Annotated in this window: 20 protein-coding genes; 10 read left to right on the forward strand and 10 right to left on the reverse strand. The window is 41.1% G+C overall.

Annotated elements, in window-relative coordinates; genetic code table 11:
• Window positions 1–87: 87 nt before the first annotated feature.
• Window positions 88–705: a TetR/AcrR family transcriptional regulator gene (locus POD11_RS00095; protein ID WP_004793061.1), complete on the reverse strand. Its 618-nt coding sequence runs from the start codon at window positions 703–705 to the stop codon at window positions 88–90.
• Between the two features lie 144 nt (window positions 706–849).
• Here POD11_RS00095 and POD11_RS00100 point away from each other — a divergent pair, with 144 nt between their 5' ends.
• From POD11_RS00100 to POD11_RS00120, 5 genes are read left to right on the forward strand one after another with little or no spacing between them, the layout of a single operon-like run.
• Window positions 850–2,022: an isovaleryl-CoA dehydrogenase gene (locus POD11_RS00100; RefSeq protein ID WP_191899311.1), complete on the forward strand. Its 1,173-nt coding sequence runs from the start codon at window positions 850–852 to the stop codon at window positions 2,020–2,022.
• A gap of 24 nt (window positions 2,023–2,046) precedes the next feature.
• The gene (locus POD11_RS00105; protein ID WP_262455878.1) at window positions 2,047–3,648 is read left to right on the forward strand and encodes a carboxyl transferase domain-containing protein; all 1,602 of its coding nucleotides are present in this window, start codon (window positions 2,047–2,049) and stop codon (window positions 3,646–3,648) included.
• A 9-nt stretch (window positions 3,649–3,657) separates the two neighbouring features.
• Window positions 3,658–4,461, forward strand: coding sequence for an enoyl-CoA hydratase/isomerase family protein (locus POD11_RS00110; protein WP_262455879.1), 804 nt, complete (start codon window positions 3,658–3,660; stop codon window positions 4,459–4,461).
• An 11-nt stretch (window positions 4,462–4,472) separates the two neighbouring features.
• Window positions 4,473–6,464, forward strand: a complete 1,992-nt coding sequence (locus POD11_RS00115; protein WP_262455880.1) for an acetyl/propionyl/methylcrotonyl-CoA carboxylase subunit alpha — start codon at window positions 4,473–4,475, stop codon at window positions 6,462–6,464.
• Window positions 6,461–7,363: a hydroxymethylglutaryl-CoA lyase gene (locus POD11_RS00120; protein ID WP_262455881.1), complete on the forward strand. Its 903-nt coding sequence runs from the start codon at window positions 6,461–6,463 to the stop codon at window positions 7,361–7,363. The genes POD11_RS00115 and POD11_RS00120 overlap by 4 nt, the downstream gene beginning before the upstream one ends.
• 252 nt (window positions 7,364–7,615) lie before the next feature.
• On the opposite strand, the gene POD11_RS00125 is transcribed toward POD11_RS00120, so the two are convergent.
• A complete protein-coding gene (locus POD11_RS00125; protein WP_016141382.1) occupies window positions 7,616–8,557 on the reverse strand; it encodes a LysR family transcriptional regulator in 942 nt (313 codons plus the stop codon).
• A gap of 205 nt (window positions 8,558–8,762) precedes the next feature.
• Here POD11_RS00125 and POD11_RS00130 point away from each other — a divergent pair, with 205 nt between their 5' ends.
• Window positions 8,763–12,245 carry an indolepyruvate ferredoxin oxidoreductase family protein gene (locus tag POD11_RS00130; protein WP_262455884.1) on the forward strand — a complete coding sequence of 1,161 codons (3,483 nt, stop codon included), beginning with the start codon at window positions 8,763–8,765 and terminating at the stop codon, window positions 12,243–12,245.
• Between the two features lie 72 nt (window positions 12,246–12,317).
• Here POD11_RS00130 and POD11_RS00135 read toward each other — a convergent pair whose 3' ends face one another.
• Both POD11_RS00135 and POD11_RS00140 read right to left on the reverse strand, forming a co-directional pair.
• Entirely contained in the window at window positions 12,318–13,121 is an 804-nt protein-coding gene (locus tag POD11_RS00135) for a thioesterase family protein (RefSeq protein ID WP_262455885.1), read from the reverse strand.
• Window positions 13,122–13,317: 196 nt separating this feature from the next.
• On the reverse strand, window positions 13,318–15,120 hold the full coding sequence (locus POD11_RS00140) for an acyl-CoA dehydrogenase C-terminal domain-containing protein (protein ID WP_262455886.1): 1,803 nt from the start codon (window positions 15,118–15,120) through the stop codon (window positions 13,318–13,320).
• Between the two features lie 304 nt (window positions 15,121–15,424).
• Between POD11_RS00140 and POD11_RS00145 the strand changes: the two genes are divergently transcribed.
• Complete coding sequence (locus tag POD11_RS00145) at window positions 15,425–15,874, forward strand: PaaI family thioesterase (RefSeq protein ID WP_079284144.1); 450 nt, start codon at window positions 15,425–15,427, stop codon at window positions 15,872–15,874.
• 20 nt (window positions 15,875–15,894) lie between these two features.
• On the opposite strand, the gene POD11_RS00150 is transcribed toward POD11_RS00145, so the two are convergent.
• The 6 genes from POD11_RS00150 to POD11_RS00175 are packed head-to-tail and all read right to left on the reverse strand — an operon-like array spanning window position 15,895 to window position 22,349.
• Window positions 15,895–17,112, reverse strand: coding sequence for an MFS transporter (locus POD11_RS00150; RefSeq protein WP_262455887.1), 1,218 nt, complete (start codon window positions 17,110–17,112; stop codon window positions 15,895–15,897).
• An 18-nt stretch (window positions 17,113–17,130) separates the two neighbouring features.
• Window positions 17,131–18,447 (reverse strand): outer membrane trimeric porin-like protein DcaP, encoded by a 1,317-nt coding sequence (dcaP, locus tag POD11_RS00155; protein ID WP_262455888.1) that lies wholly within the window; start codon window positions 18,445–18,447, stop codon window positions 17,131–17,133.
• A gap of 36 nt (window positions 18,448–18,483) precedes the next feature.
• Window positions 18,484–19,137, reverse strand: coding sequence for a 3-oxoacid CoA-transferase subunit B (locus POD11_RS00160; protein WP_174740918.1), 654 nt, complete (start codon window positions 19,135–19,137; stop codon window positions 18,484–18,486).
• The gene (locus tag POD11_RS00165; RefSeq protein ID WP_016141389.1) at window positions 19,137–19,805 is read right to left on the reverse strand and encodes a 3-oxoacid CoA-transferase subunit A; all 669 of its coding nucleotides are present in this window, start codon (window positions 19,803–19,805) and stop codon (window positions 19,137–19,139) included. The genes POD11_RS00160 and POD11_RS00165 overlap by 1 nt, the downstream gene beginning before the upstream one ends.
• 47 nt (window positions 19,806–19,852) lie before the next feature.
• The gene (locus POD11_RS00170; protein WP_262455889.1) at window positions 19,853–21,136 is read right to left on the reverse strand and encodes an MFS transporter; all 1,284 of its coding nucleotides are present in this window, start codon (window positions 21,134–21,136) and stop codon (window positions 19,853–19,855) included.
• Between the two features lie 58 nt (window positions 21,137–21,194).
• Complete coding sequence (locus POD11_RS00175; RefSeq protein WP_262455890.1) at window positions 21,195–22,349, reverse strand: acyl-CoA dehydrogenase family protein; 1,155 nt, start codon at window positions 22,347–22,349, stop codon at window positions 21,195–21,197.
• 311 nt (window positions 22,350–22,660) lie between these two features.
• Here POD11_RS00175 and POD11_RS00180 point away from each other — a divergent pair, with 311 nt between their 5' ends.
• The 3 genes from POD11_RS00180 to POD11_RS00190 all read left to right on the forward strand — a co-directional run bounded on the left by POD11_RS00180 (window position 22,661) and on the right by POD11_RS00190 (window position 25,825).
• Window positions 22,661–23,449 (forward strand): enoyl-CoA hydratase, encoded by a 789-nt coding sequence (locus POD11_RS00180; RefSeq protein ID WP_032062713.1) that lies wholly within the window; start codon window positions 22,661–22,663, stop codon window positions 23,447–23,449.
• 29 nt (window positions 23,450–23,478) lie between these two features.
• On the forward strand, window positions 23,479–24,240 hold the full coding sequence (locus tag POD11_RS00185; RefSeq protein WP_262455891.1) for an SDR family oxidoreductase: 762 nt from the start codon (window positions 23,479–23,481) through the stop codon (window positions 24,238–24,240).
• 61 nt (window positions 24,241–24,301) lie between these two features.
• A complete protein-coding gene (locus POD11_RS00190; RefSeq protein ID WP_262455892.1) occupies window positions 24,302–25,825 on the forward strand; it encodes a 3-hydroxyacyl-CoA dehydrogenase in 1,524 nt (507 codons plus the stop codon).
• Window positions 25,826–25,837 lie beyond the last annotated feature (12 nt).

A 25,837-nucleotide genomic window follows, 5' to 3' on the forward strand; every position in this document is an offset into this window, starting at 1 on the left:
TAATTCTCTTCTTACCTGATCTAATTGTTGTTACTGCAACTACTTTTCCAAACTACTTATTTTGTGTTGTTTTAACCTTTATATGCCCTATTTCTTCTGCACAGCGTCTACACAAAAGTCAGCAATCTGTTTTGAAAAATAGTCTTTGTGCGCATGATCAAACTTTGTATTTTGAGCTGGGTCTAGGGGTTCAACCACCACATAGGTCATGGCACCGACAACACAAAGTGCGGCTGTGTTTAAATCATCCAAGACAAACTCACCACTTGCATTTCCATCCGCAAGTATTTTTTTAATACTTTGTTTAATCAATTGCTTCACACGAAAACGCTCATGTTCAACCGTTGAATCGACGGGTTCAAACATGAGTGAATATGCAAGCTGAGGACTATTCAGTGCCCGTTTTACAAAGGTTGCCACCGCCTTGTGTAATTTCTGCTTTGCCGATAACTCACTTTCGGTAATCGAATCAATCACCAATAGTTCTGTATTAATAGCCTCTGACAAAACTTCAATTAGCACTTGGCTTTTATTATCAAAGTAGCGATAAACCAGTCCACTAGATACACCCGCTTGCTCTGCAATAGTTTGTATTTGCGCGTCTTTAAATCCTCCCTCTGAAATTATTTTTCTGGCTGAATTCAAAATCGATTTACGATTTTGCTCCATCCGCTCTTGCATTAAAGATGATCGTTTATAGCTCATAATTTATTCTCTAACAAATAAAATGAATTGTAAATCATTTTATGAATCTGTATTCACTTTTTCAAAAAATCATTGTATGTTACTTATCAAATACCCACAAAATATTTTATGGACAACAAATATAACCAATAGGATGAAAATATCATGAACCTACGCAGCTTGAATTTCGGTCTAGATGAAACTTTAATTGCGCTTCAAGATTCGGTAGCCGCTTTTTGTGCAAAGGAAATTGCACCAATTGCCCAACAAGTTGATCAAGACAACAAATTCCCTGCACATCTCTGGAAAAAATTCGGAGATATGGGCCTTTTAGGCATGACGGTTTCTGAAGAATATGGCGGTGCCAATATGGGTTATTTAGCTCATATTATTGCTATGCAAGAAATTTCTCGTGCTTCGGCAGCCATTGGTTTGTCTTACGGTGCTCATTCTAATTTATGTGTAAACCAAATTAACCGTAACGGTAACGAGCAGCAAAAACAGAAATATTTACCAAAATTGATTTCCGGTGAATATGTTGGTGCCCTTGCAATGTCTGAACCAAATGCAGGTTCTGATGTCGTCAGCATGAAATTACGTGCTGAACAAAAAGGTGATCACTTCGTTTTAAATGGTTCAAAAATGTGGATCACTAACGGCGGTGATGCAGATGTACTCGTGGTTTACGCTAAAACTGATCCGCAAGCTGGCGCAAAAGGCATGACTGCTTTTTTAGTTGAAAAAAGCATGAAAGGCTTTAGTCACGGCAACCATTTAGACAAACTCGGTATGCGTGGCTCTAACACTTACCCGCTGTTCTTTGACAATGTAGAAGTACCTGCTGAAAACGTACTCGGCGGTGTTGGTAACGGCACAAAAGTACTGATGAGTGGTTTGGACTATGAACGTGCAGTTTTAAGTGCCGGACCTTTAGGCATTATGGATGCCTGCCTAGATGTGGTAATCCCATACTTGCACCAACGTGAACAGTTTGGCCAAGCTTTAGGTGAATTCCAGCTTATGCAAGGCAAACTTGCCGATATGTATTCAACTTGGTTGGCATGTAAAGCACTCGTCTATGCTGTTGGTGCTGCATGTGACAAAGCTGACCATGACCGCAGCCTACGTAAAGATGCTGCAAGTGCCATTTTATATTCTGCCGAAAAAGCGACATGGATGGCTGGTGAAGCAATTCAAACTTTAGGCGGCAACGGTTATATCAATGAATTCCCTGCTGGACGTTTATGGCGCGATGCAAAACTTTATGAAATTGGTGCAGGGACTTCAGAAATTCGCCGTATGTTGATTGGCCGCGAACTCTTCAATGAAACCAAATAATAATTATAAATAAGGACGCATCTTATGAACCAATTACAAAGCAAGATTAATGTTCGAAGCGAAGACTTCAAAACAAACCAGCAAGCCATGCAAACATTGGTCACAGATCTCAAACAAGTTGCCCAGCGTATTGCTTTAGGCGGTGGTGAAAATGCCCGCCAAAAACATCTGGCTCGAGGTAAACTTTTACCCCGTGAACGTATTGATCAACTGGTTGATGTCGGTACGGCATTTTTAGAAATTGGTCAATTGGCAGCGTACAACGTTTATGAAGATGATGTTCCTGCTGCGGGCGTAATCGCAGGTATTGGTCAGGTCAACGGCATCACTTGCATGATCGTTGCCAACGATGCAACGGTTAAAGGCGGAACGTATTATCCCCTTACAGTTAAAAAGCATTTACGGGCACAAGAAATTGCTGAACAAAATCACTTGCCTTGTATTTATTTGGTGGATTCAGGCGGTGCGTATTTGCCAATGCAAGATGAGGTTTTCCCAGACCGCGATCATTTCGGGCGTATTTTCTATAACCAAGCACGCATGTCGAGCCTAGGTATTGCCCAAATTGCTGTGGTAATGGGTAGCTGTACCGCAGGTGGTGCTTATGTACCTGCCATGTCTGATGAAACCATTATTGTCCGTAACCAAGGTACGATTTTCTTAGGTGGCCCTCCTCTAGTAAAAGCCGCAACAGGCGAAGTGGTGAGTAGTGAAGACTTAGGCGGTGGTGATGTACACACACGTCTTTCGGGTGTAGCTGACCATTTAGCTGAAAATGATGAACATGCAATTGCGATTGCACGCAACATTGTTGCGAACTTAAATAAAAAGCCAAACGACTTAAATAAACAAGTTGATGAACCGTTATTTGATGCATCAGAACTCTATGGTGTAGTGCCAAGCGATGCGCGTAAACCTTTTGATGTTCGTGAAGTGATTGCACGTATTGTAGACGGCTCTCGTTTTGATGAGTTCAAAGCACGTTTTGGTTCAACATTAATTACGGGTTTTGCTTCACTTTACGGTATGCCAGTCGGCATTATTGCCAATAACGGAATTTTATTTTCTGAGTCTGCACAAAAAGGTGCGCACTTTATTGAGCTATGCACTCAGCGCAATATTCCATTGTTATTCCTACAAAACATTACGGGCTTTATGGTTGGTCGCCAGTATGAAAATGAAGGGATCGCAAAAAATGGTGCCAAACTGGTTATGGCAGTTGCAACCGCAAATGTACCAAAACTCACCCTGATTATTGGTGGTTCGTTTGGTGCAGGTAACTACGGTATGTGTGGCCGTGCTTATTCACCACGCTTTTTATGGACATGGCCGAACTCTCGTATTTCAGTGATGGGTGGCGAACAAGCAGCAAGCGTACTCTCGACTTTAAAACGTGATCAGATTGAGCAAAAAGGTGCCGAGTGGTCAGCTCAACAAGAAGATGAATTTAAACAACCAATTCGTGAACAATACGAGCGTCAGGGCCATCCATACTATGCTTCTGCTCGTCTTTGGGATGACGGTGTAATCGACCCAGCTCAAACTCGTCAGGTACTTGGTTTAAGTCTTGCTGCTGCTATGAATGCCCCAACCCAGCCAACCAAATTTGGCGTGTTCCGCATGTAAGAGGTGTATATGAGCTATCAATTTTTACAACTCGAACAACAAGGTCAGTTTGCCTATGTTTGGCTGAATCGCCCTGAATTGCACAATGCATTCAACACCACCGTCATTGAAGAGTTACATGCTTGCTTTAAGCAAATCAATACACGTGATGACATTCGTGTTGTAGTTTTAGCGGGTCGCGGCAAAAGCTTTTCGGCAGGTGCCGACCTGAACTGGATGAAACAGGCAGGTCAGGCATCTTCAGCAGAAAATGAAGCAGATGCATTAAAACTTGCACAAATGCTTGATGCACTTGCAACACTTAAGCAACCGACCATTGCCCGAGTACATGGCATTGCCTTTGGTGGCGGCATGGGCTTGGCGTCGGCATGCGATATTTGCATTGCCAGCACAGATGCTAAGTTTGCAACCTCTGAAGTTCGTTTAGGCCTTGCTCCTTCAACCATTAGCCCCTATGTAATTCGTGCAATTGGCGCAAGACAAGCCTCTCGTTACTTCTTAACTGCCGAGCGAATTTCAGCACGTGAAGCCAAACATATCGGTTTGGCCCACGAAGTTGCAGATGCCGAAGACTTAGATAAAAAAGTTCAAGAAATTATTGATGCTCTATTACTCGGTGGTCCGCATGCTCAAGCGGCATCAAAACAACTCATTCAAATGGTGAGCAACCAGACCATGAGCAATGACTTGCTGCAACAGACAGCACATCATATTGCTCAAGTTCGTCAAGGCAGCGAGGCAAAAGAAGGTCTAAGTGCCTTTTTAAATAAACAGCAGCCTGCTTGGGTTTCTAACTCGAATAACAACAATTAAGGACGATCATCATGTTTGAAAAGATTTTAATTGCGAACCGTGGCGAAATTGCCTGCCGTGTAATTCGCACAGCTAAAAAGTTAGGTATTAGAACAGTTGCCGTCTACTCCGATGCAGATGCAAATGCACAACATGTCAAACTTGCCGATGAAGCGGTTTATATTGGTCAGTCCCCTGCAACACAAAGTTATTTACAAGCCGACCGCATTATTCAAGCAGCAATTGATACGGGTAGCCAAGCGGTTCATCCTGGCTACGGTTTCCTTTCTGAAAATGACCAGTTCGCACTCGCTTGCCAACAGCACAATATTTGCTTTATTGGCCCACCAGTGGATGCCATTTTAGCAATGGGCTTAAAAGCGACCTCGAAAGCTTTAATGGAAAAAGCAGGTGTTCCTTTAACACCGGGTTATCACGGAACCAACCAAGATGCCGACTTTTTAAAGCAACAGGCAGACCGAATTGGTTATCCTGTTTTAATTAAAGCCAGTGCTGGCGGTGGTGGTAAAGGCATGAGTCTGGTTGAACGCAGTGAAGATTTTCTGCATGCCTTAGCCTCTTGTAAACGTGAAGCCAAATCGAGCTTTGGTAATGATGATGTCTTGATTGAGCGTTATGTGATTCAACCGCGCCATATTGAAGTTCAAGTGTTTGGTGACACACATGGCAATTATGTACATTTGTTTGAACGCGACTGCTCTGTACAACGTCGTCACCAAAAAGTGCTAGAAGAAGCCCCTGCCCCACAAATGCCAAGCGAAAAACTCGATGCAATGCGTCAAGCGGCAATTGATGCGGCACGTGCGGTAAATTATGTCGGTGCTGGTACGGTTGAGTTTATTGTGGAACAAGACGGTACAGCGTATTTCATGGAAATGAATACTCGTCTACAAGTCGAACACCCAGTCACTGAAATGATTACAGGTGAAGACTTAGTTGAATGGCAACTTCGTGTAGCTTATGGTGAACCTTTACCTAAACTACAAAACGAATTAAAAATTCACGGACATGCGCTCGAAGCACGTATTTACGCTGAAGAACCTGAAAAAGGCTTTTTACCTGCAATTGGTAAAATTGACTATCTGCATTACCCAACTCAAAACCAATATGTGCGTGTAGACAGCGGTATTGTTGAAGGCGATGAAATCACGACCTATTACGACCCAATGATTGCCAAACTGATCGTATGGGGTAAAAACCGTGAAGCTGCGCTCATTCAAATGCAACATGCCCTAAGCCAATTCCATGTCGATGGTTTAGGCAACAATATTGCCTTTCTGGAAAAGATTGTTCGTAGCGAATCGTTTAAACAAGCCAAGCTTGATACCAACCTGATTCAACGTGAACAAAACTTCTTGTTTAGCCCTGAAGAGATCAAACCGGAACTGGTGGTAGCAGCGGCATTTATTGAGTTTTTAAGCCAACTTAATAACAACAGTTCAAGCCAAAAACAGCTTTGGCAGGCTCAACCACTTTGGCGTTTAAATATTGCTTATCAGCACAATATCAAACTGAACTATTTAAACCAAAATATTCAAATTAAATTTGCTTCAAATGAAGGTGAATTCACCGCAGAATATAACGGTCAAAGCTACCCGATTTCTGGCCAATTGCTTGATGCACATACTGCTTCTGTTCAAATTAATGGAACTCAGCAAAAGCTATCTTTTAACCAAAGTCAGCAAGGCATTACCTTGTTCCAAAATGGGCAAAGCTATAAGTTTGCTTATATTCGCCAAGACTTTAATCAAGCAGATAGCCAAGCCGATGAAGGCCATTTAAAAGCACCAATGCCGGGTGTGGTCACGCAAGTGTTAGTAAGCGCAAATCACAGCGTGAAGAAAGACGATATTTTAATGACGCTTGAAGCCATGAAAATGGAATATACCATCCGCGCCCCTAAAGACGGCGTGATTGTAGACTCCTACTTCCAAGTCGGCGATCAAGTTAAAGCTGGCGATGAGCTTGTGGAATTTCAGCCTGCGCAGGAGGAAGTTGCATGAGTGAATTTGTCAAAATAGTGGAGGTCGGTCCCAGAGACGGCCTCCAAAACGAAAAGCTGGCTTTAACTGTTGAACAACGCTTAAACTTCATTAATGACCTGATTAATGCAGGCCTGAAATCAATTGAAGTGGGTTCATGCGTTTCGGCAAAATGGGTACCGCAAATGGCTCAAAGTGACGAGCTATTTAAGCAATTACCGCAAACAACCGATGTGCAATTTAGCTTGCTTACCCCTAATGTCAAAGGTTTTGAAACTGCTCAAGCGGTAGGATGCAAAGAAGTTGCGGTGTTTACTGCAGCTTCTGAAAGCTTTACACGTAAAAATATTAACTGCTCAATCGACGAGAGCTTTGAGAAGTTTAGCGATGTCATGAGTGCGGCAAAAGCACATAGCATCCGTGTACGCGGTTATGTTTCTTGTATAGTCGATTGTCCTTATGAAGGCGCAATTGCCCCTGAGCAAGTCATAAAAGTGGTTAAACGACTCTATGACATAGGCTGCTATGAAGTGTCTTTAGGTGAAACGATTGGCACAGCTACTCCAGATCGCGTTCAAAAGGTTTGGCAAGCCTGCCTCGCCGAACTCGACAGCAAGGTTTTAGCAGGACATTTCCACAATACCTATGGCATGGCGATTGCCAATATTTATCAGTCTTTACAGCAAGGCATTCGTGTTTTTGACTCGTCTCTTGCAGGACTGGGCGGTTGCCCTTATGCCAAAGGAGCTTCCGGCAATGTATCGACCGAAGATCTGTTTTATTTGCTTTCACACATGGGATTTGAAACTGGCATTGACTTAGAGAAACTGATGCAAGCCAGCCAAAATATTAGCAATGTATTAAACCGAAAAAGCTTGTCGAACTATGCAAATGCTTATTGGCAAACCAAGTGTGCATAGTCATAAATTAAAATAACTCAGCATCTGGTATAAAGCTTAATATTAGGCGAAGTACCAGATCATTCCATCTCATCGTTATCTCATTTCGTTTAGGAATTGGGACTAAATCCCTCATGCAAGTTTTTTAAAATTTAACATTTATCTCTGTATCAAATGCCTCTGTCAAAAGAAGCATTTTCTACCCTATTTTTATTCTAATCTTTATTATTCTTCATCCTTTTCTATCTTAATCCTTAAAAAAAATTTATCTCATTATTTATAAAAATAAGAAGCATCCATTTCGATTCTTGGAGAAATGTATTCTTCAACCCAATCTAACCATGCACGTGTTTTGGCATCAATAAAATGGCGTGAAGGCAATAAGGTATAAACCCCAATATCGGGCGAACGCCACTCAGGCAAGATATGACATAATCTTCCATTTTGAACCGCATCTAAAGCCGAGAACATCGGCAATAACGCGACTCCCATATCCTGTTGCACCACATCTAATAACAACTCTGGATTATCTGCAATGAGTTGCCCGCCAGTATCTATTTGATAAGACTCACCCTTTGCATTTAACAAGTGCCAATCTGGCGTAATAGACGGGTTTACCAAGCGTAAACAAGCATGATTTTTTAAGTCTTCTGGAGAAGACGGTACACCATGTTTCTCGAGATACGCAGGTGAAGCACATAAAACAGAAAAGATAGTGCCAATTCTACGTGCAACAAAACGAGAGTCTGTTAATGATTCAGTGAGATAAAGACTGACATCCACCCCTTTTGCCAACAGGTCTGGGACGTATTGTGAAGTCGTATATTCCACCGTTAATTCGGGGTAATGCTTACAAAACTCGGCCATCACTGGAAAGACATAATGATGCCCAAAGCTTCCCATGCTTAATACACGTAAACGACCTTTGGGTTTAGATGCCGTTCCTGTTACTTCTGACTCCGCTTCATCCACCATTGAAATGACTTGGCGACAGCGCTCAGCGTAAGTCGCACCAATATCGGTCAGTGCCTGCTGGCGCGTTGAGCGTTGTATTAATTTTGTACCTAAGCGTGTTTCTAGCTCGCTGATAAGACGTGAAACCTGTGCTGTGGTCAGATCCATCTGCTCAGCTGCTGCTGTGAAACTCCCGCTATCAATCACTTTCAGGAATGCATGCATTGCATGCAATAGTCCACCATCGAGATTTTTGCGCATAACGTAAATATGTTTTCCTAAATTACGGATTGTTGCACCAGTTTAGTTCAACCACAATGACTAAATGTACATACATTGGCACTAATTCTTTTTTAAGAAGAGGAACCGATCTTTTTTTATTTCGTATGTCACTTGCTCCAAATATTCAACTGGATGTTGAAAAAAGAAAGTAGTCCGAGCTACTAAAAATTCTAAGGAGATATAAATGAATATAGCTACAAAAGTCACTCCAAATATTATTGCAACAAAGGATGTGTCACTTGAAGATAAATATGTAAGTGATAACGGTACAGCATATATGACCGGTATTCAGGCACTTGTTCGGTTGCCTCTTGCCCAAACTCGCCGTGACGCGTTGAATGGTTATCATACTGCTGGTTTTATTTCTGGTTATCGCGGTTCTCCTGTTGGTAACTATGATAGTTTCCTTTGGCAAGTTCAAGGATTACTTAAATCCCATAATGTTGTATTTCAACCTGGTGTAAACGAAGACTTGGCTGCTACCGCAATCTGGGGTACCCAACAAGTTAATCTTTCAGGCCAAGGCAAATATGATGGAGTGTCTTCATGGTGGTATGGTAAAGGCCCGGGTGTTGACCGTTCAGGCGATGTACTCCGCCATGCTAACTTAGCTGGTACCTCTGAACGTGGTGGTGTTGTTGCTTTATTTGGTGATGACCACTCATGTAAATCTTCTACAATTCCTCACCAGTCTGAACATGTCATGATTGGTTGCGGTATTCCAATTTTCTACCCAACATCCGTTCAACAAATTTTAGACTTTGGTGTTCATGCCATTGCTGTTTCACGTTTTTCTGGCCTTTGGTCTTCAATGAAGCTGGTTAGTGAAATTGTTGAAACTTCTGCTTCTGTTCATGTCGACCTAGACCGTATTACTCCGGTTATTCCAGAAGATGTTAATTTCCCAGAGGGCGGCGTTAATATTCGTTGGCCAGATCATGGCATTCAGCAAGAAGAACGTCTTTATAAATATCGCTTACCTGCTGTTTTGGCTTATGCCCGCGCGAATAAAATCAACACCGTTACATGGCCTTGTGAAAATGCCCGTATTGGTATTGCCGCAAGTGGTAAAGGTTATTTAGATACCATTGAAGCTTTACGCATTTTAGGTATTGAAGATGAAACTGCCCAACAGCTTGGGCTACGTGTTTATCAAGTTGGTCTGATTTGGCCTTTAGAACCACAAGGCGTTCGTGAATTTGCCGAAGGTTTACAAGAACTGATCGTTATTGAAGAAAAACGTCCAATTATTGAAACACAAATCAAAGATGAGCTGTACTCACTGCCTGATGGCAAACGTCCACATGTGATTGGTAAAGCAATTGACGGCAAAGGTGAATGGAGTACCTCTATTGAAGAAGCACCGCTCATTGGTCATTATGAGTACCAGCCTGAACCGATTGCAAAAATGCTGGCTGCTCGCTTCTTAAAACTCGATATTCCAGAAAGCTTAAAAACACAAATCCAAAGCAGAATCGATTTACTGCTAAAAGCAGAGCAAGAATCAAAACGTGTTATTGATCTTGCTGAACGTAAACCGTATTTCTGTAGTGGTTGCCCACATAACTCTTCAACCGTAGTTCCTGAAGGTAGTCGTGCATTAGGTGGTATTGGTTGTCACTATATTGCCGTTTCACTTGACCGTGGTACCGAAACATTCTCTCAAATGGGCGGTGAAGGTGTAAGTTGGGTGGGTGCATCACCATTTACCAATGAAAAACATATTTTTGCCAACCTTGGTGATGGAACCTACTTCCACTCAGGTTACTTAGCAATTCGCCAATCTATCGCTGCAAAAACGAATATTACCTACAAAATCCTCTACAACGATGCAGTCGCTATGACAGGTGGTCAGCATGTAGATGGGCATTTGAGTGTTGCACAATTAACTCGTCAGCTTGCTGCTGAAGGTATTAAAAAACAAGTCATTGTGACTGATGAAGTTAAATTATTAAACGAAGAAGACGGTATTGCACCAGGTGTCGAAATTCGCCACCGTAATGAACTTGATGCAGTTCAACGCGAATTACGTGAAGTTTCAGGTGTAACCGCTTTAATTTATGTACAAACTTGTGCCAGTGAAAAACGTCGTCGCCGTAAACGTGATGTCTACCCTGACCCAGCTGAACGTTTATACATTAACAGTGATATTTGTGAAGGTTGTGGCGACTGTTCGAAAAAATCAAACTGTTTATCTATTGAACCAGTAGAGACAGCTTTAGGTACTAAACGTCAAATTAACCAAAGTAGCTGTAATAAAGACTTCACTTGTGCTGAAGGTTTCTGCCCAAGTTTTGTGACTGTTCATACACGTGATATGAAACGTCCAGCTAAATTTGAAGGCATTGGCGCAGGCTGGCCAACATCACCAATTATTCCTCAGTTATATGACGTTCCAAGTCGTATTATGGTCGGCGGTATTGGTGGTACGGGTGTTGTGACGATTGGTGCACTGCTTGGTATGGCAGCTCACCTAGAAGGCAAAGCAACACGTGTTATGGACATGGCTGGACTTGCCCAAAAAGGCGGTACGGTTTATTCATACGTACAACTTGCAGCAAGTGATGAGCAAATTTCTTCTACTAAAATTCCAGCAGGTCAATGTGAATTATTGATTGGTGCCGATGCCGTAGTCGCTGGTGGTAGCGCTGCTCTCTCTCGCTTAAAAGATGATGCATTGGTTATTGTGAATGAGGACAGTACGCCTACTTCTGAGTTTATTAAATCTCGTGACTGGTATGCACCTATTAGCGATTTAATTGACCGCCTTCGTGGTCGTGTTCGTCAAGGTCAACTGGTTTCTCTGCCAGCAGCTCGTATTGCAACACTACTCTTAGGTGATTCAATTTATACCAACCAGTTATTACTCGGTATGGCATGGCAGTCTGGTCGCATTCCATTACTGCGCGAAAGTATTGAAAAAGCAATTCGCTTAAATGGTACGGCTGTTGAAAAGAACCTCGAGGCTTTCCGCGTGGGTTGTCATCTTGCAAGTGACCCAACTTTAGCTGCACGTTTACTTGCGGCAATGCCAAAAACCAAAACTCCGCAAACTTTAGCTGAACTTGTTGAAGACCGTTCTGCTCGTCTAACGGACTATTGGAATGAAGCTTACGCAACTAAATACCGTACACTTGTAGAACTGGCAGCTAAAAAGTTACCTGAAGAATTAACAGGTACGATTGCAACTCAGCTTTATAGAGTTATGGCATATAAAGATGAATATGAAGTTGCACGTCTATTAACAGGTAAAAGCTTCAAAGAATCGATCGAAACCCAATTCGGTAAAGGCTTACGTTTAACCTATCATCTTGCTCCGCCAGCGTTACTCGGTGGTCTGAAAAATGTCCGTAAACGTGCGTTTGGTTACTGGCTGCGTTTCCCAATGATGATGCTCGCTCGCTTACAATGGCTTCGTGAAACTTTCCTCGACCCATTTGCGCGTCAAGAAGAGCGTCAACACGAACAAGCTTGGCGTGACCGTTACATCGCATTTGTTGAAGCACTTGTTGAAGCACCAGACAATCATAACTTGGTAGTTGCTGAGCAAATTGCAAAATTACCAGCAGAAGTTCGTGGTTATGGTCATATTAAAATGAAAGCAATGGACGCTGCAAAACAGCGCTGGGATGAACTTACACCAACACTTCTTAAAGTGCGTAGCTAAGAAATTGCTTAAAAATTAAATCTCAAAATAAAAAAGTCATCCTTCGGGATGACTTTTTATTGGCTCAAAAATTTATTTAGCCATTTTACGTAACGTCAAAATCTGCTCGCTTCGACCAAATGGACCATACACGTCATGTAAAACTGCACTAGTTAAACCAATACCATCCGAACCATATTGCTGAACGGTTTCTAGACCTAACCATTTCCCTTGCGGATAACGATGCATATGAATTTGCAAATCAAGATTTGGAAAGCCCCACGTAAATTCGCCTTCTTGTCTTGGTACAATGCCGTTTGCAGTATCTACCATACCAATTAAATGCGCAAAATCTGTGGTCGATTGCCCTTCAACCACTTCTTTATCATTATTGAGCCAAACAATGCCTTTACCTGCGCGATGCTGATCATCAGTTTTAGTGACGAGTGTCTGGATAAAACCACCCGGCCATCTTTTCATGCCCGTCCATTCTGTAAAGGTATCGGGATGATGAATGGGCTGATCTTCAAGCCCCGCAATAGCGGAACTGTCTTGAGTACACATGCGCCACGCTCGAGCCACAATACAGGTTTTACCTTGCGCTTGCATTTCTGCTTCAATCAATTCGATGGTTTTACCGGCACGAATCACATGGGTCTTAATCGTAAATTCACCAAACGCAATCAATCCAAAAATATCAAAACTAATTCGACCAATTCGCATATCTTGTCGTGGTGAAAATTGCTCTAACTCTGCTGCAATTACGCCACTTGCAGGTGCCATATGCTGTTCATGAGGATTCCATGCCCCTTGTGCATGAACAGTTGAGCAATAATGAGTAATGACTTCACCTTGAGGACCAATTGTTCTATTCAATAATTGATAATAAGCATTCATGATTTTCTTTCCGTAGTCCTTATTCAACATCAATATTTGATGAAAATTCACGTTTTAATGCTTATGTTAACCCTCTATTTGTTTGGCTCAACTGGTTTTTCCTACCAAAAACTGATGAGTCTAAAATTACAAATTTAATCACTAGGTAAAATTCCGCACATAAATTTCACCTAGTGTTTCTAAAAATGACTATTCACTAAAATGCAAAAGCATCTTGATCGAGTTCCATCACAGCGTCAGCGCCAGATTCAATAGAAGCAGCATGGCTCTGTGTACGATGCAAAAGCTTTTGATAGAAAAACTTAGCTGTCGTTAATTTTGCTTTATAAAAAGCTTGCTCTTGTGTACCCGATTCTAATTTTTCATAGGCAACTTGTGCCATTCGCGCCCACAAATAAGCGAACACGACGTAACTGGAAAAATAAAGATAATCCACCGAAGCGGCCCCAATTTCTTCTGGGTTGTGCTTTGCTTTCTCTGCAATCGATTTGGTCAGTGACAGCCACTGTTGCTTAAGCTCAGCTAATTTTTCTAGATAAGGTCTCAAGACTTCATTGGATTGCGCTTGGCCAATAAATTGATCAATTAAATCTGTCATATTTTTTAGAAGTTTGCCTTCTGACTTGAGAACTTTACGTGCCAGCAGATCTAAAGACTGAATTTCGGTTGTTCCTTCATATAATGTGGAGATACGCGCATCACGTACAATTTGCTCCATTCCATGCTCAACAATAAAACCATGACCACCGAATACTTGAACGCCATGCTTGGCAGACTCATTACCTGACTCGGTTAAAAAAGCTTTGGCAATTGGTGTTAAAAAAGCCAGTAATTCATCGGAGTGTTTCTGCTGTTCTTGATCGTTTGAGCTTTCCACAATATCAACATGCTGAGCTAAAAAGTAAGCTAATGCACGGCCGCCTTCAGAAAACGCTTTTTGGGTCATTAACATCGTACGTACAGCGGGATGGACAATAATTGGGTCGGCATTTTTCTCAGGATATTTAGGACCAGATAACGAACGCATAGCGAGACGCTCTTTGGCATAACTTAATGCGCCTTGAAATGAAATTTCAGAAGCAGCGAGCCCTTGTACTGCCGTTCCAATACGTGCGGTATTCATAAAGGTAAACATACAATTAAGCCCGCGATTTTCAGGACCAATTAAGTAACCTTTTGCTCCATCAAAATTTAGTACGCAGGTGGCATTTCCATGAATGCCCATTTTATGTTCAATCGCGCTACAGACGACTTTATTACGGTCTTCTAAATTACCCTCACCATCTACATTAAATTTAGGCACAATAAATAAAGAAATACCTTTCGTACCCGAAGGTGCCTGAGGCAAACGAGCTAAAACAATATGAATAATATTTTCAGAAAGATCGTGTTCACCAGCCGAGATAAAAATCTTTTCGCCTGTAATTAAGTAGCTACCGTCCGGACTTGGTTCTGCTTTAGTTCTAATTAACCCAAGGTCCGAACCCGCATGTGATTCGGTTAAACACATGGTTCCGGTCCAGACTCCGCTAATGAGTTTAGTCAAATACTGCTGTTTTTGTTGCTCAGTACCATGGTGCTCAATGGTTCTCATCGCGCCATGAGACAAACCCGGATACATTGCCCACGCCCAATTAGAACCACATAACATTTCAGAAATAGCGATCCGCAACAATGTCGGTAAGCCTTGCCCACCGTATTCCGGATCGGCCGTTAACGAGGTAAAACCTAAATCAGCATATTTTTGGTAGGCTTCTTTAAAACCTTTCGGCGTTGTGACTACGCCTTGATTTAAATGACACCCTTCCTGATCACCATTTTGGTTAATCGGTGCCAACTCATTTTCACAAAAATCTGCTGCTGCTTCTAAATATTGATCAATTAATTCTCGATTTACGCTTTCCTGATATTTGCTTAAACCTTGATAATTCTGTTCTGTTTGAAGCATTTCATGCAGCACAAATTGCATATCACGTAATGGAGCTTTATATAAAGGCATAGTTTTTCCCTTTCACGTTACTGCCTTTGTTAGGGGGCAGATATCGTTTTTTCCTTAAATGGACTTTTATTGTTTCAATCTCACCAAAATATCAAAAAATTTCTTATAGCAAAATATATTTTCACTAATTTAATAAAATTATTACCCCTAAAATATAGGTATAAAATGTAAGATCATGTTTTAAAGTAAAAATATTAAGAATAAAATAATGAGTAGTGTTTATAAGAATAATTTTAAATTTTGTATAGCAAAATTTTATTCCGTAAAAATTCAATTTATAGTATGGTGATTAGATTGCTTAATCATCCAAGGACGATTTATGGAAAGCCCGAAATACACAGGTCTCGAATTTTTAACCGCTTTAAAAAATGGTGAAGTTTCTCCATCACCTATGGCTCACACCATACCGATGGAACTCGTTGAAGTATCCGAAGGTAAAGCAACTTATAAAGTTACCCCTCGCAAAGAACATAGAAATATACAAGGCGGTGTACACGGCGGTTTTTGCGCCACAGCTTTAGATACAGCAACAGGCAGCGCAGCTCATACATTACTTGAGCATGGCGTCGGCTATGGAACTATTGATTTAAATGTAAAAATGATCCGTCCCATGCAAGTTGATACGTCGTACTATGCGACAGCCGAGTTGATTAACGCAGGCCGTAATATTATTAGTACCGAAGGAAAAATCGTAGATGAAAATGGCAAAGTGTATGCCTTTGCTTCGGCAACCTTAATGATTATTCGAAAATAATAAAATATTGAAGCTCCTGTTTATGGAGCTTTTTCTTGCTTTGCAATCTTGTTCATTTCATAAAAATCTAAGCGATCAATCATAAAACTCACCATTGCCATCGCTAAACCTAAGACAGCACACGCTTCCCATCCCCAGTGTTTCCATGCATAAACCGCAATAAAAGAACCTAAAGCAGCTCCACCAAAATATAAGGTCATATAAATTGAATTAATACGAGAACGCGCCTCGGCCGAAATTCGGTAGACCAGATTTTGGTTAAGCACATGAAATGCCGACAAACCAAAGTACGCCATAATCACGCCAACAGCATAGGCCACCAAAGACTGCTGGGCAAAAAATAGTGGTATCCACGCACTTATTAATAGCCCCATGCAAATCACTGCAATTTTATTTTCAAGCCCTGCTGCAATTTTCTTACCTGCCCATGGGGTCGCAAATACACCAGCTAACCCAACAATTCCAAATAAACCAATCTGGAAATCGTTAAAGTGATAAGGCTCATTCGCCAAAATAAAAGTCATGGTGGTAAAAATCAGAGCCAAAATACCAAAGCCAATTCCCCCTGCCAAACCACGGCGTAGTAAATGAGGCTGATGAACAGCTAATGAAAATAGTGAACCATAGATCTGTAGAATATTAAGTTGATGAGACTTACGCGCAACTGGCAACTTCACCCACATTACCCAAGCAAACACCAAAATGACAATTCCGCTAATTAAATAAACCGCATGCCAAGACCAAACCGTAGAAAGCAAGCCTGCAATAGAACGCGCCAATAATATTCCCAAAAACAAACCACTCATGAGAGTGCCTACAACTTGAGGACTTTTTTTCGGACTAGCTAAACCTGCGGCAAAAGGGACTAAAACTTGAGTCGCAATAGAAAAGAACGTGGCTAAAAAGGTAAAGCCATATAAAGCTGGCAAGGTTTGACTTAAGGATAGCCCTACTTGTGCAAAGCCCGTACAACACATGAGCAAGCAAATATAACTACGCTTTTCAAAGAAGTCGCCTAAGGGAACCAATATAAAAAGGCCAACTGCATAGGACAGTTGGCTAATCACAATAGTTAAAGCGACTTGATCTGCATTAACTCTTAATGCTTCAGCAATTGAATAGATTAAGGGCTGGTTATAATAGTTTGAACCCGCACAAATTCCACATGTCATTGCCATGATAAAAATAAAGCTTTTTGACAGTATATTTTCTGCATTGGGCTCAACTATTTTTTCCATTTTTAATTACGCCCCATTTTAAAATTTATACATCGATACAAAGTTTACGCGTGATACATCAGCGGTTCTGCCATCAAATACTTCTCGTTTGCCTTGGTGATATTCCATACCAATATCCATTTGCTCAATCGGTGAATAAAAGACGTTCGCGGCATAGTCAGTTAAGCGTTTATTGGCATCTGGATTGAGTTTGGCATAAGCCGTGTCATCATCATAATCAAACATTGAAGCCGATAAGTTTGCACGCCATTGCTCATTAAATTTATATGAATAACCAATATTGATGCTATTCAACTTATTCATAACCAAATCTGTTTTGTCTTCGTTTAAAGAAAAATCACCCGCGGCATTTAAACTTGCTGAATTCGCCAAACCACTTTGGGTGGTGTAAGGCATAAATTTTTGATCACCAACAATATATTGATAATTTGCTTGTACCGACTGCTGAGGTGTTAATTGATATTTTAAGCCGCCACCAGCTCCCCAGCTTACTTTTTTAACCGTTGCAGTTGCGACATCCGTAGATTTTTCATTAATAAAGCCTTGAGCAAGCGCCGTTAAAGGACCTTGTTTAAAGCTATAGCGCCCCGTTAAAGTTGGAAATGCTGAGACTCTCGAACCTGTATATTCCAAGGCTACTTTTAAATCATTATTAGCATCGATTTTCCAGTCATAGCGAATTTGAGGAGTACGTGTATAAGAGGTTCCTACAAATTGAGTGTAATCGACAGCTTCGGTACGAGTTTCCATGTTAGACATGAGTGACCATGTTTGACCAAAAGTCCAGTCTTTATAGGTGAAAAAAGCATGACGGATACGGAATTTACCATCGCCAGTTCCCATGTTAGAGCTATCAAAGAAATCGGCTTCAATATTTCCCGTCACAGCTTTATTAGGGCTATTAAAATAAACGCCCAATCGGCTTGCATTAATCATGGCATCCGAACGTGCATGATTTGAACGTTTTTCACTTTCAAAAGGTGTTCGGTACAAACTGCTGGTCGTTCTACCACCCGAGTCTGGTGATGATTTAAAGTCGACCGCTGCATCAACACGGGCAATACCGTAAACCTTTACATTATCCGTCCAAGTCACCCATGAAGGAGCAACGGGCTTTTCTGTTACCGTTGCTTTAGTTTTTTCGATGTTCTCTTCAATCTTTACCTGTTTGACCTGTAAATTATTTTGAGTTTGTTTCTGAGCAGCAAGTTCTGCTTTTAATTTTTGCAGCTCGGTTTCTAGCAAATTAATTCTTTGTTCTGTGGTATCTGAAGAATTTGCAAAAATAGTCCCTGAAGCCGCAGCGCAAGCTGCAGCTAAAATTAATTTTTTCATCTCTTAATCCTTAAAGAAGCGTTTTTCCGTGTGTATTTAGGCTACACGTGCATCGATTAGTTCACAGTCAGTAACTGCCTGTAATTCATCAAAAGTTAAGCCGTCTACTATTTCTGTGACATAAGCTTTTTGATCTTTGAGTTCAATAATGCATAAATCGGTATAAATACGATTTACACACTGCTCACCTGTCATTGGATAGCTGAGTTCTTTTACAATTTTGGACTCACCTTTTTTGGTGACATGTTCCATATAGACATAAATCGTTTTAGCGCCGACTGCCAAATCCATAGCGCCGCCAACTGCGGGTACATCATCTGCTTTACCGGTATGCCAGTTTGCTAAATCTCCATTTACCGCAACTTGGAATGCACCAATCACGCAAATGTCCAAATGACCGCCACGCATAATGTCAAACGAGTCACCATGATGCATAAAGCATCCACCATCTAATAAAGTGACAAGTTCTTTTCCGGCATTCACTAAGTCTTCATCTTCCTCACCCGGTTGTGGTGGTGGACCAAAAGCCAAGACACCATTTTCCGAATGTAAAAAGATTTCTTTGTCTTTTGGCAAAAATTTAGCAACGTTGGTCGGTAAGCCAATGCCTAAATTGACATAAGAACCTTCCGGAATGTCATTAGCAATGAGTTTGGCAATATCTTCACGAGAACGCTTTTGAACTGACATTAGATATCTCCTACTTTTACAACGTGCTGAACAAAAATTCCCGGTGTAATAATGCACTCTGGGTCAAGCGTTCCTAGCTCTACGGTATCATTCACTTGAACAATTGTGGTCTTAGAGGCTTTTGCCATAATTGGCCCAAAATTGCGGGCTGCTTTGCGGTAAGTTAAATTGCCCCAACGGTCGGCTTTATCGGCATAAATCAGTGCAAAATCAGCTTCGAGTGGATATTCAAGTACATAATTTTTACCGTTAATGGTTCGTGTTTCTTTACCCTCGGCGACTTTGGTGCCATAGCCAGTCGGAGTAAAAATAGCACCTAAACCAGCCCCCGCTGCCTGAATCCGACATGCCAAATTACCTTGTGGAACCAGTTCTAACTCGATTTTTCCCGCACGATATAAGTCTTGAAAAACGGTTGACCCAGCAGATTTCGGAAATGAACAAATCATTTTTTTAACACAACCCGCAATAATGAGCTTAGTTAAACCACGATCACCAGAAGCTGCATTGTTATTTACAATAGTGAGTTCTTTTTTTCCTAAATCAATTAAGGCTTCAATTAATTCAGCAGGTTGCCCCGTCACACCGAACCCGCCTGTCATGATGGTTGCTCCATCAGGAATCGCTTTTAAAATTGGTTCAATGTCACTGGTGATTTTATTTATCATCTCACTTGTCCCTTTTCATCCTTAATTTAAGGTGACAGATTGATCTGTCACTCTGCCTTTTGCGGGTTAAATAGTCGGTCTTTAATAAATAACAATGGAATTACCCCGCAGATAAAATAAGCTGCAGCCATTACTAAAAGCCCTAAGCCAATAGAACCATGTTGTGATAGATAACCAATTGTTAATGGAGAGAAAATTGAAAGTACTTTGCCGATGTTATAAGCACCACCCACTGCCGAACCACGAATGGAAGTTGGGAAGCTTTCAGTCATATAAGTGGCATTAATTGCGTATGGAATACCGTAAAGGAAACCGAAGAACAGCATCATCCATAAAATGTTGGTTGGTGTATTTAAATAAACAATAACTGGAATAAATAAGGCAGTCCCAATGGTTCCGAAGGCGAATACAGCACGGCGTCCTAATTTATCGGCAATAATTCCTGCAATCACTTTGGCGAACATCATAATCAGGAAAGTACCGACCATATACATCGCCATTTCTTTAAACTTGATGCCAAGGTCAGACTCTAAATAAGCAGGTAACCAGTTACTTACCCCGTAATAACCAAACTGCAATGCCCCAGTACTAATAATCCAAAGAATAAACATGGTTCCATGTTTTTTATCTCTTAAAATCTCAAGATATGGATTTTGACGTTTTTTAGGTTGGTTACTTTGAGCGACTTCTAGCGCTTTTAGTTGACGGGCTTTTTTCCATGACTCAGGTTCAGGCACACAAAAGTGCATCAAAACTGACAAAACCACAGGTGTAATTGCAATCCAGTATAGGAAACGCCAGCCATGTTCAGGAATAATATGTCCAGCTAGTAATGTCGCTAATAAAGAACCTAGGGTATAACCTGTCATCAGCGTTGCTAAAACGGTAGAACGGTGTTTCGTGGGCACCATTTCAGACATAAGAATGTTACAGGCAATATATAATGCACCTAAGCCCATGGCGCCTATTGTTCTTAAAACTGCAAATTGCATATAAGAATGTGTAAAGCCGAGTGCGCAGGTTAATATCGAAGAAAAAGCAATAAAGAAAACAATAATGCGGACCCGGCCAAAACGGTCGCAAGCCCAACCACCAATAAGACCACCCACGGCCGAACCAAATAGTGTCAAGCTTCCTAATGTTCCGGCTTGCACACCCGTTAAATGAAACTCTGCTTTAAGACTAGTGAGGCTTAATGCCAAAAAACCTAAGTCGGCCCCGTCACATAAAAGTGTAAAAAAAGCGAATATAAAAGCTGTAATCCAAATCTTTTTTGGTGTTTGAATAGCTTCAGTGCTACTCATATTCTCTGTAACAGTCTTTGTTGTCATGTCCATATCCTCAGAAGGAACATGAGGCATCCCATGCCTCATGGCATTTGATTTTTTATTAGGCTGTAGCTTCCCTAATCATGTTTTTGGCAATAATAAGTTGTTGAACTTGCGTGGTTCCTTCATAGAGACGGAACAAACGGACATCGCGATAAAAACGTTCAATGGCATATTCACTGATATAGCCTGCTCCACCGTGAATCTGTACACAGCGGTCGGCAACACGTCCGCACATTTCGGTTGCAAACATTTTTGCGCAAGATGCTTCCGTACTAATGTTTTCGCCATTATCACGGCGACGGGCTGCATCTAAAACCATACATTTAGCGGCATAAATTTCGGCTTTTGAGTCAGCAAGCATGGCTTGAATCAACTGGAAGTTTGCAATAGGCTGACCAAACTGCTTACGTTCAATCGCATAGTGCAATGCGTCGTTTAGCATGCGTTCAGCAATACCCACACTATACGCACCAATGTGCAAGCGACCTTTATCAAGCACTTTCATGGCCGTTTTAAAACCGACACCCTCTACCCCACCAATCAATGCAGAAGCAGGTACACGGCAGTTATCAAAAATTACATCACAGGTGTGTGAGCCTTTTTGTCCCATTTTTTGGTCAATTTTTCCCAATGTAATACCTGGTGTATTGGCCTCAACTAAAAAAGCTGAAATACCGCCTGACCCTTTAATTTCAGGATTGGTGCGCGCCATTACGGTGAAAGTTGCAGCGTGAGGTGCATTGGTAATAAAACGTTTGGTACCGTTTAATACATAAAAATCGCCATCTTTTACAGCACTGGTTTTTAAAGAAGCAGCATCAGAACCAGATTCAGGCTCGGTTAAACAAAATGAACCAATAATTTCGCCACTTGCATAACGAGGTAAATATTTTTGCTTTTGCTCTTCTGTGCCATCAATCAAAATAGCACTTGAGCCAATCCCGTTATTAGTGCCAATTAAAGAACGGAAAGCCGGTGAAGTTTGTCCAAGTTCAAATGCAACTCTGACTTCCTCTTCCATGGTGATGCCTAGGCCACCATATTCTTCGGGAATTGTGAGGCCGAATAAACCAAGCTCACGCATTTGCTGCACAATGTCATCCGGAATTTTGTCTTTCTCTACCACTTCGTTTTCACGAGGGATCAATTCATTTTTTACAAAATCTCGAATTGTTGAAAGTAACTGCTCCAACATCCCTTCATCACGGATCATCTGTGATCTCCCTTTTTATGTATTTCCATCGTACCCATCAGCCATCTCCAGCTTGTCTGGATACCATGTTTTAAATCTTGTTTACTGCGGATGTGTTTCATAGTACGAGAACGAAAATACAAATTTCAAGCTTTTTTGAAAATTAATTTCGTTAAACGAAATTTTAAAACACACCATTACGGAATATCAAATACTTAGCTTATTTAATAAATCATAATTGCTCTAATGGACTAAATAAGACTTGAAATAAATTCCAAAATAAGCATCATAAAAGGAATATAGTTTTGATGTGCGAAACAAGGAATTCAAAAATGAGTGTATCAATAGGGAATAATTTCGTAGAAGTCGACTTTTCTATTCAAAAAATAGCGATTGTAAAAATAAACCGACCTGAAGCAAAAAATGCACTGAATACAGAGGTTCGCAAACAATTAGCACAAGCTTTTACCGAATTAAGTTTTAACGATGAGATCAATGCAGTTGTGCTCACAGGTGGTGAAGAAGTCTTTGCTGCAGGTGCAGATTTAAAAGAAATGGCAACCGCAACTTCAACTGAAATGTTGTTAAGACACACTGAACGTTATTGGAATGCGATTGCTCAGTGCCCTAAACCCGTGATTGCTGCTGTAAATGGTTATGCATTAGGGGGTGGCTGCGAACTTGCAATGCACGCTGATATTATTATTGCAGGTAAAGGCGCAACCTTTGGTCAACCGGAAATTAAAGTCGGTTTAATGCCAGGTGCTGGTGGGACACAACGTTTATTCCGTGCGGTTGGTAAATTTCATGCCATGCGCATGATTATGACGGGTGCTATGGTGAAAGCCGAAGAAGCTTATATCATCGGTCTTGTTTCACAAGTCACAGAAGACGACCAAACCATTCCAACTGCAATTCAAATGGCACAAAGCCTCGCAAAAATGCCTCCTATTGCCCTGCAACAAATTAAAGAAGTTGCGCTGATGAGCGAAGATGTTCCATTAAATGCAGGTTTAACTCTAGAACGAAAAGCATTCCAGTTATTGTTTTCTACCGAAGATAAAAATGAAGGCGTTCAAGCTTTTATTGAAAAACGTAAACCGTCTTATCAAGGTAAATAATTTAAAACGATAATAACAAAGGAATAAAAATGAGTAGAAAAGTATTAATTAGTGCAGGTGGTTCAGGGATTGGACGATACATTGCTGAAGTCTTTTTAAACAATCATGATGAAGTTTTTGTTTGTGATATTAGTGCTAAAAGCCTAGAACAATTTCAACAAGATTATCCTAAGCTGCATATACATACGTGTGATTTGGCTGATCATGAGCAAATTAAACTCATGTTTAATGAAGCAGTGCAGAAACTTGGCGGTATTGATATTTTAGTTAATAACACAGGCATCTCAGGCCCGACTGTTGCCGCAGATGAACTAAGTTTTGATGATTGGAACTCGGTAATTAATTTAAACCTGAATAGTACTTTTTTAATTACCCAGTTAGCCATTCCCTATTTAAAAAAAGCAAAAGCAGGCGTGATTATTAATATGTCCTCTATTGCCGGCCGCTTAGGCTATCCGTACCGATTGGCTTATTCCACTTCAAAATGGGGGCTGATTGGTTTTACCAAAACGCTTTCTATGGAACTCGGTGCAGACAATATTCGAGTTAACGCTATTCTTCCAGGTGCGGTAGATGGTGATCGAGTTCAACGTGTATTACAGGCCCGTGCCGATGTAGCCCATACCTCACTTGAAGCAGTGACCCAAAATGCACTGAAAAATCAGTCGCTCAAATATTTTGTAAATCCAAAGCATATTGCAGATTTATGCCTATTTATAGCCTCAGATAGCGGACGCTCTATTTCAGGTCAAATCTTACCGATTGATGGTGATAAACAATGCTTAAGCTAAATCACCAAACCCTATTTTTCCGTTTAATTTCAAATATAGATTAATCATCAGGATGATCGACATGACTTATGATATTAAAAGCATGGCTGTGATTGGTGTCGGTATTATGGGCAGTGGCATTGCTCAAATTGCTGCACAGTCAGGTCATACCACTTATTTATATGATGCCAAAGCAGGCGCAGCCGAACAGGCCAAAGAAAAACTGGCTGCCACATTTCAAAAGTTAGTCGACAAAAATAAGATTACACCTGAGCAAGCAGCTCTGGCAAATAGCCATTTAGTTGTTGCTCATCAAATTGAAGATTTAAAAAATTGCGACCTGATTGTAGAAGCAATTGTTGAGCGTCTAGATATCAAACAAAGCTTAATGCAGCAGCTTGAAGACGTTGTTTCAGAAAATGCCATTTTAGCCTCGAACACCTCTTCTCTGTCTATTACAGCCATTGCTGCAAACTGCAAAAAACCTGAACGTGTGGTGGGTTATCACTTTTTTAACCCAGTACCACTCATGAAAGTAGTCGAAGTCATTCGTGGTTTAAAAACTGACCCACTTATTATTGATGCTTTAAACGATCTGTCTCGTGCATTTGGCCATCGCCCTGTTGTGGCCAAAGACACCCCTGGATTTATTATTAATCATGCGGGTCGGGCTTATGGAACAGAAGCTCTCAAAATTTTAAACGAGAACGTCTGTGACATCAGTGAAATTGACCGAATTTTACGTGACGGCGTTGGTTTTAGAATGGGTCCTTTTGAACTTCTCGATTTAACTGGTCTTGATGTCTCGCATCCAGTGATGGAGTCGATTTATCACCAATACTATGAAGAAGCCCGCTACAAACCAAACCCGCTGACCAAACAAATGCTAGACGCTAAGCAACTTGGACGTAAAGTTAATCAAGGTTTTTATAACTATGAAACTGGTTCAAAAACAGGTGAACAACCTGCCAAGTTTGTAGAGCGTTTAACGCAATATCCAAAAGTTTGGGTGGCAGCAGATTTCTTAGACGATAAAAAACAGCTCGAAGATTATTTAACTCAGCAAAATATTGCTCTAGACATCAACCCCGAACCACAAACAGATAGTTTATGTTTACTCGCTTGCTACGGTGAAGACACAACCCAAGCGGCAATCCGCCTAGGGATTAACCCAGAACAAGCTGTTGCTATCGACATGCTTTATGGCATTGCAAAGCACCGCACCTTGATGCCTTCACTTGTTACCAAACCTGAATACCTAAAAGCCGCTCACTCTATTTTCAATCTAGATGGAAATCTGGTGAGTATGATTAATGAAAGTATTGGCTTTGTTGCTCAGCGCGTTTTAGCGATGGTGATTAATCTAGGCTGTGATATTGCCCAGCAAAATGTTGCCACGGTAGATGACATTAATGCCGCGGTGCGTCTTGGTTTAGGTTATCCGTTTGGACCAATTGAATGGGGCGATCAAGTCGGTAGCGAAAAAATCTTACTCATTCTGAACCGTATAACAGCACTTACGCATGACCCACGTTACCGCCCTAGCCCGTGGTTACAGCGTCGTGTCGCACTTCATTTACCTCTTACTTTTACTCACGAGTCTTGAAAAGGAATTTCT

Origin of the sequence: Acinetobacter sp. P1(2023), assembly GCF_028367635.1 — a bacterium.
GTDB classification, from domain to species: domain Bacteria; phylum Pseudomonadota; class Gammaproteobacteria; order Pseudomonadales; family Moraxellaceae; genus Acinetobacter; species Acinetobacter pittii_E.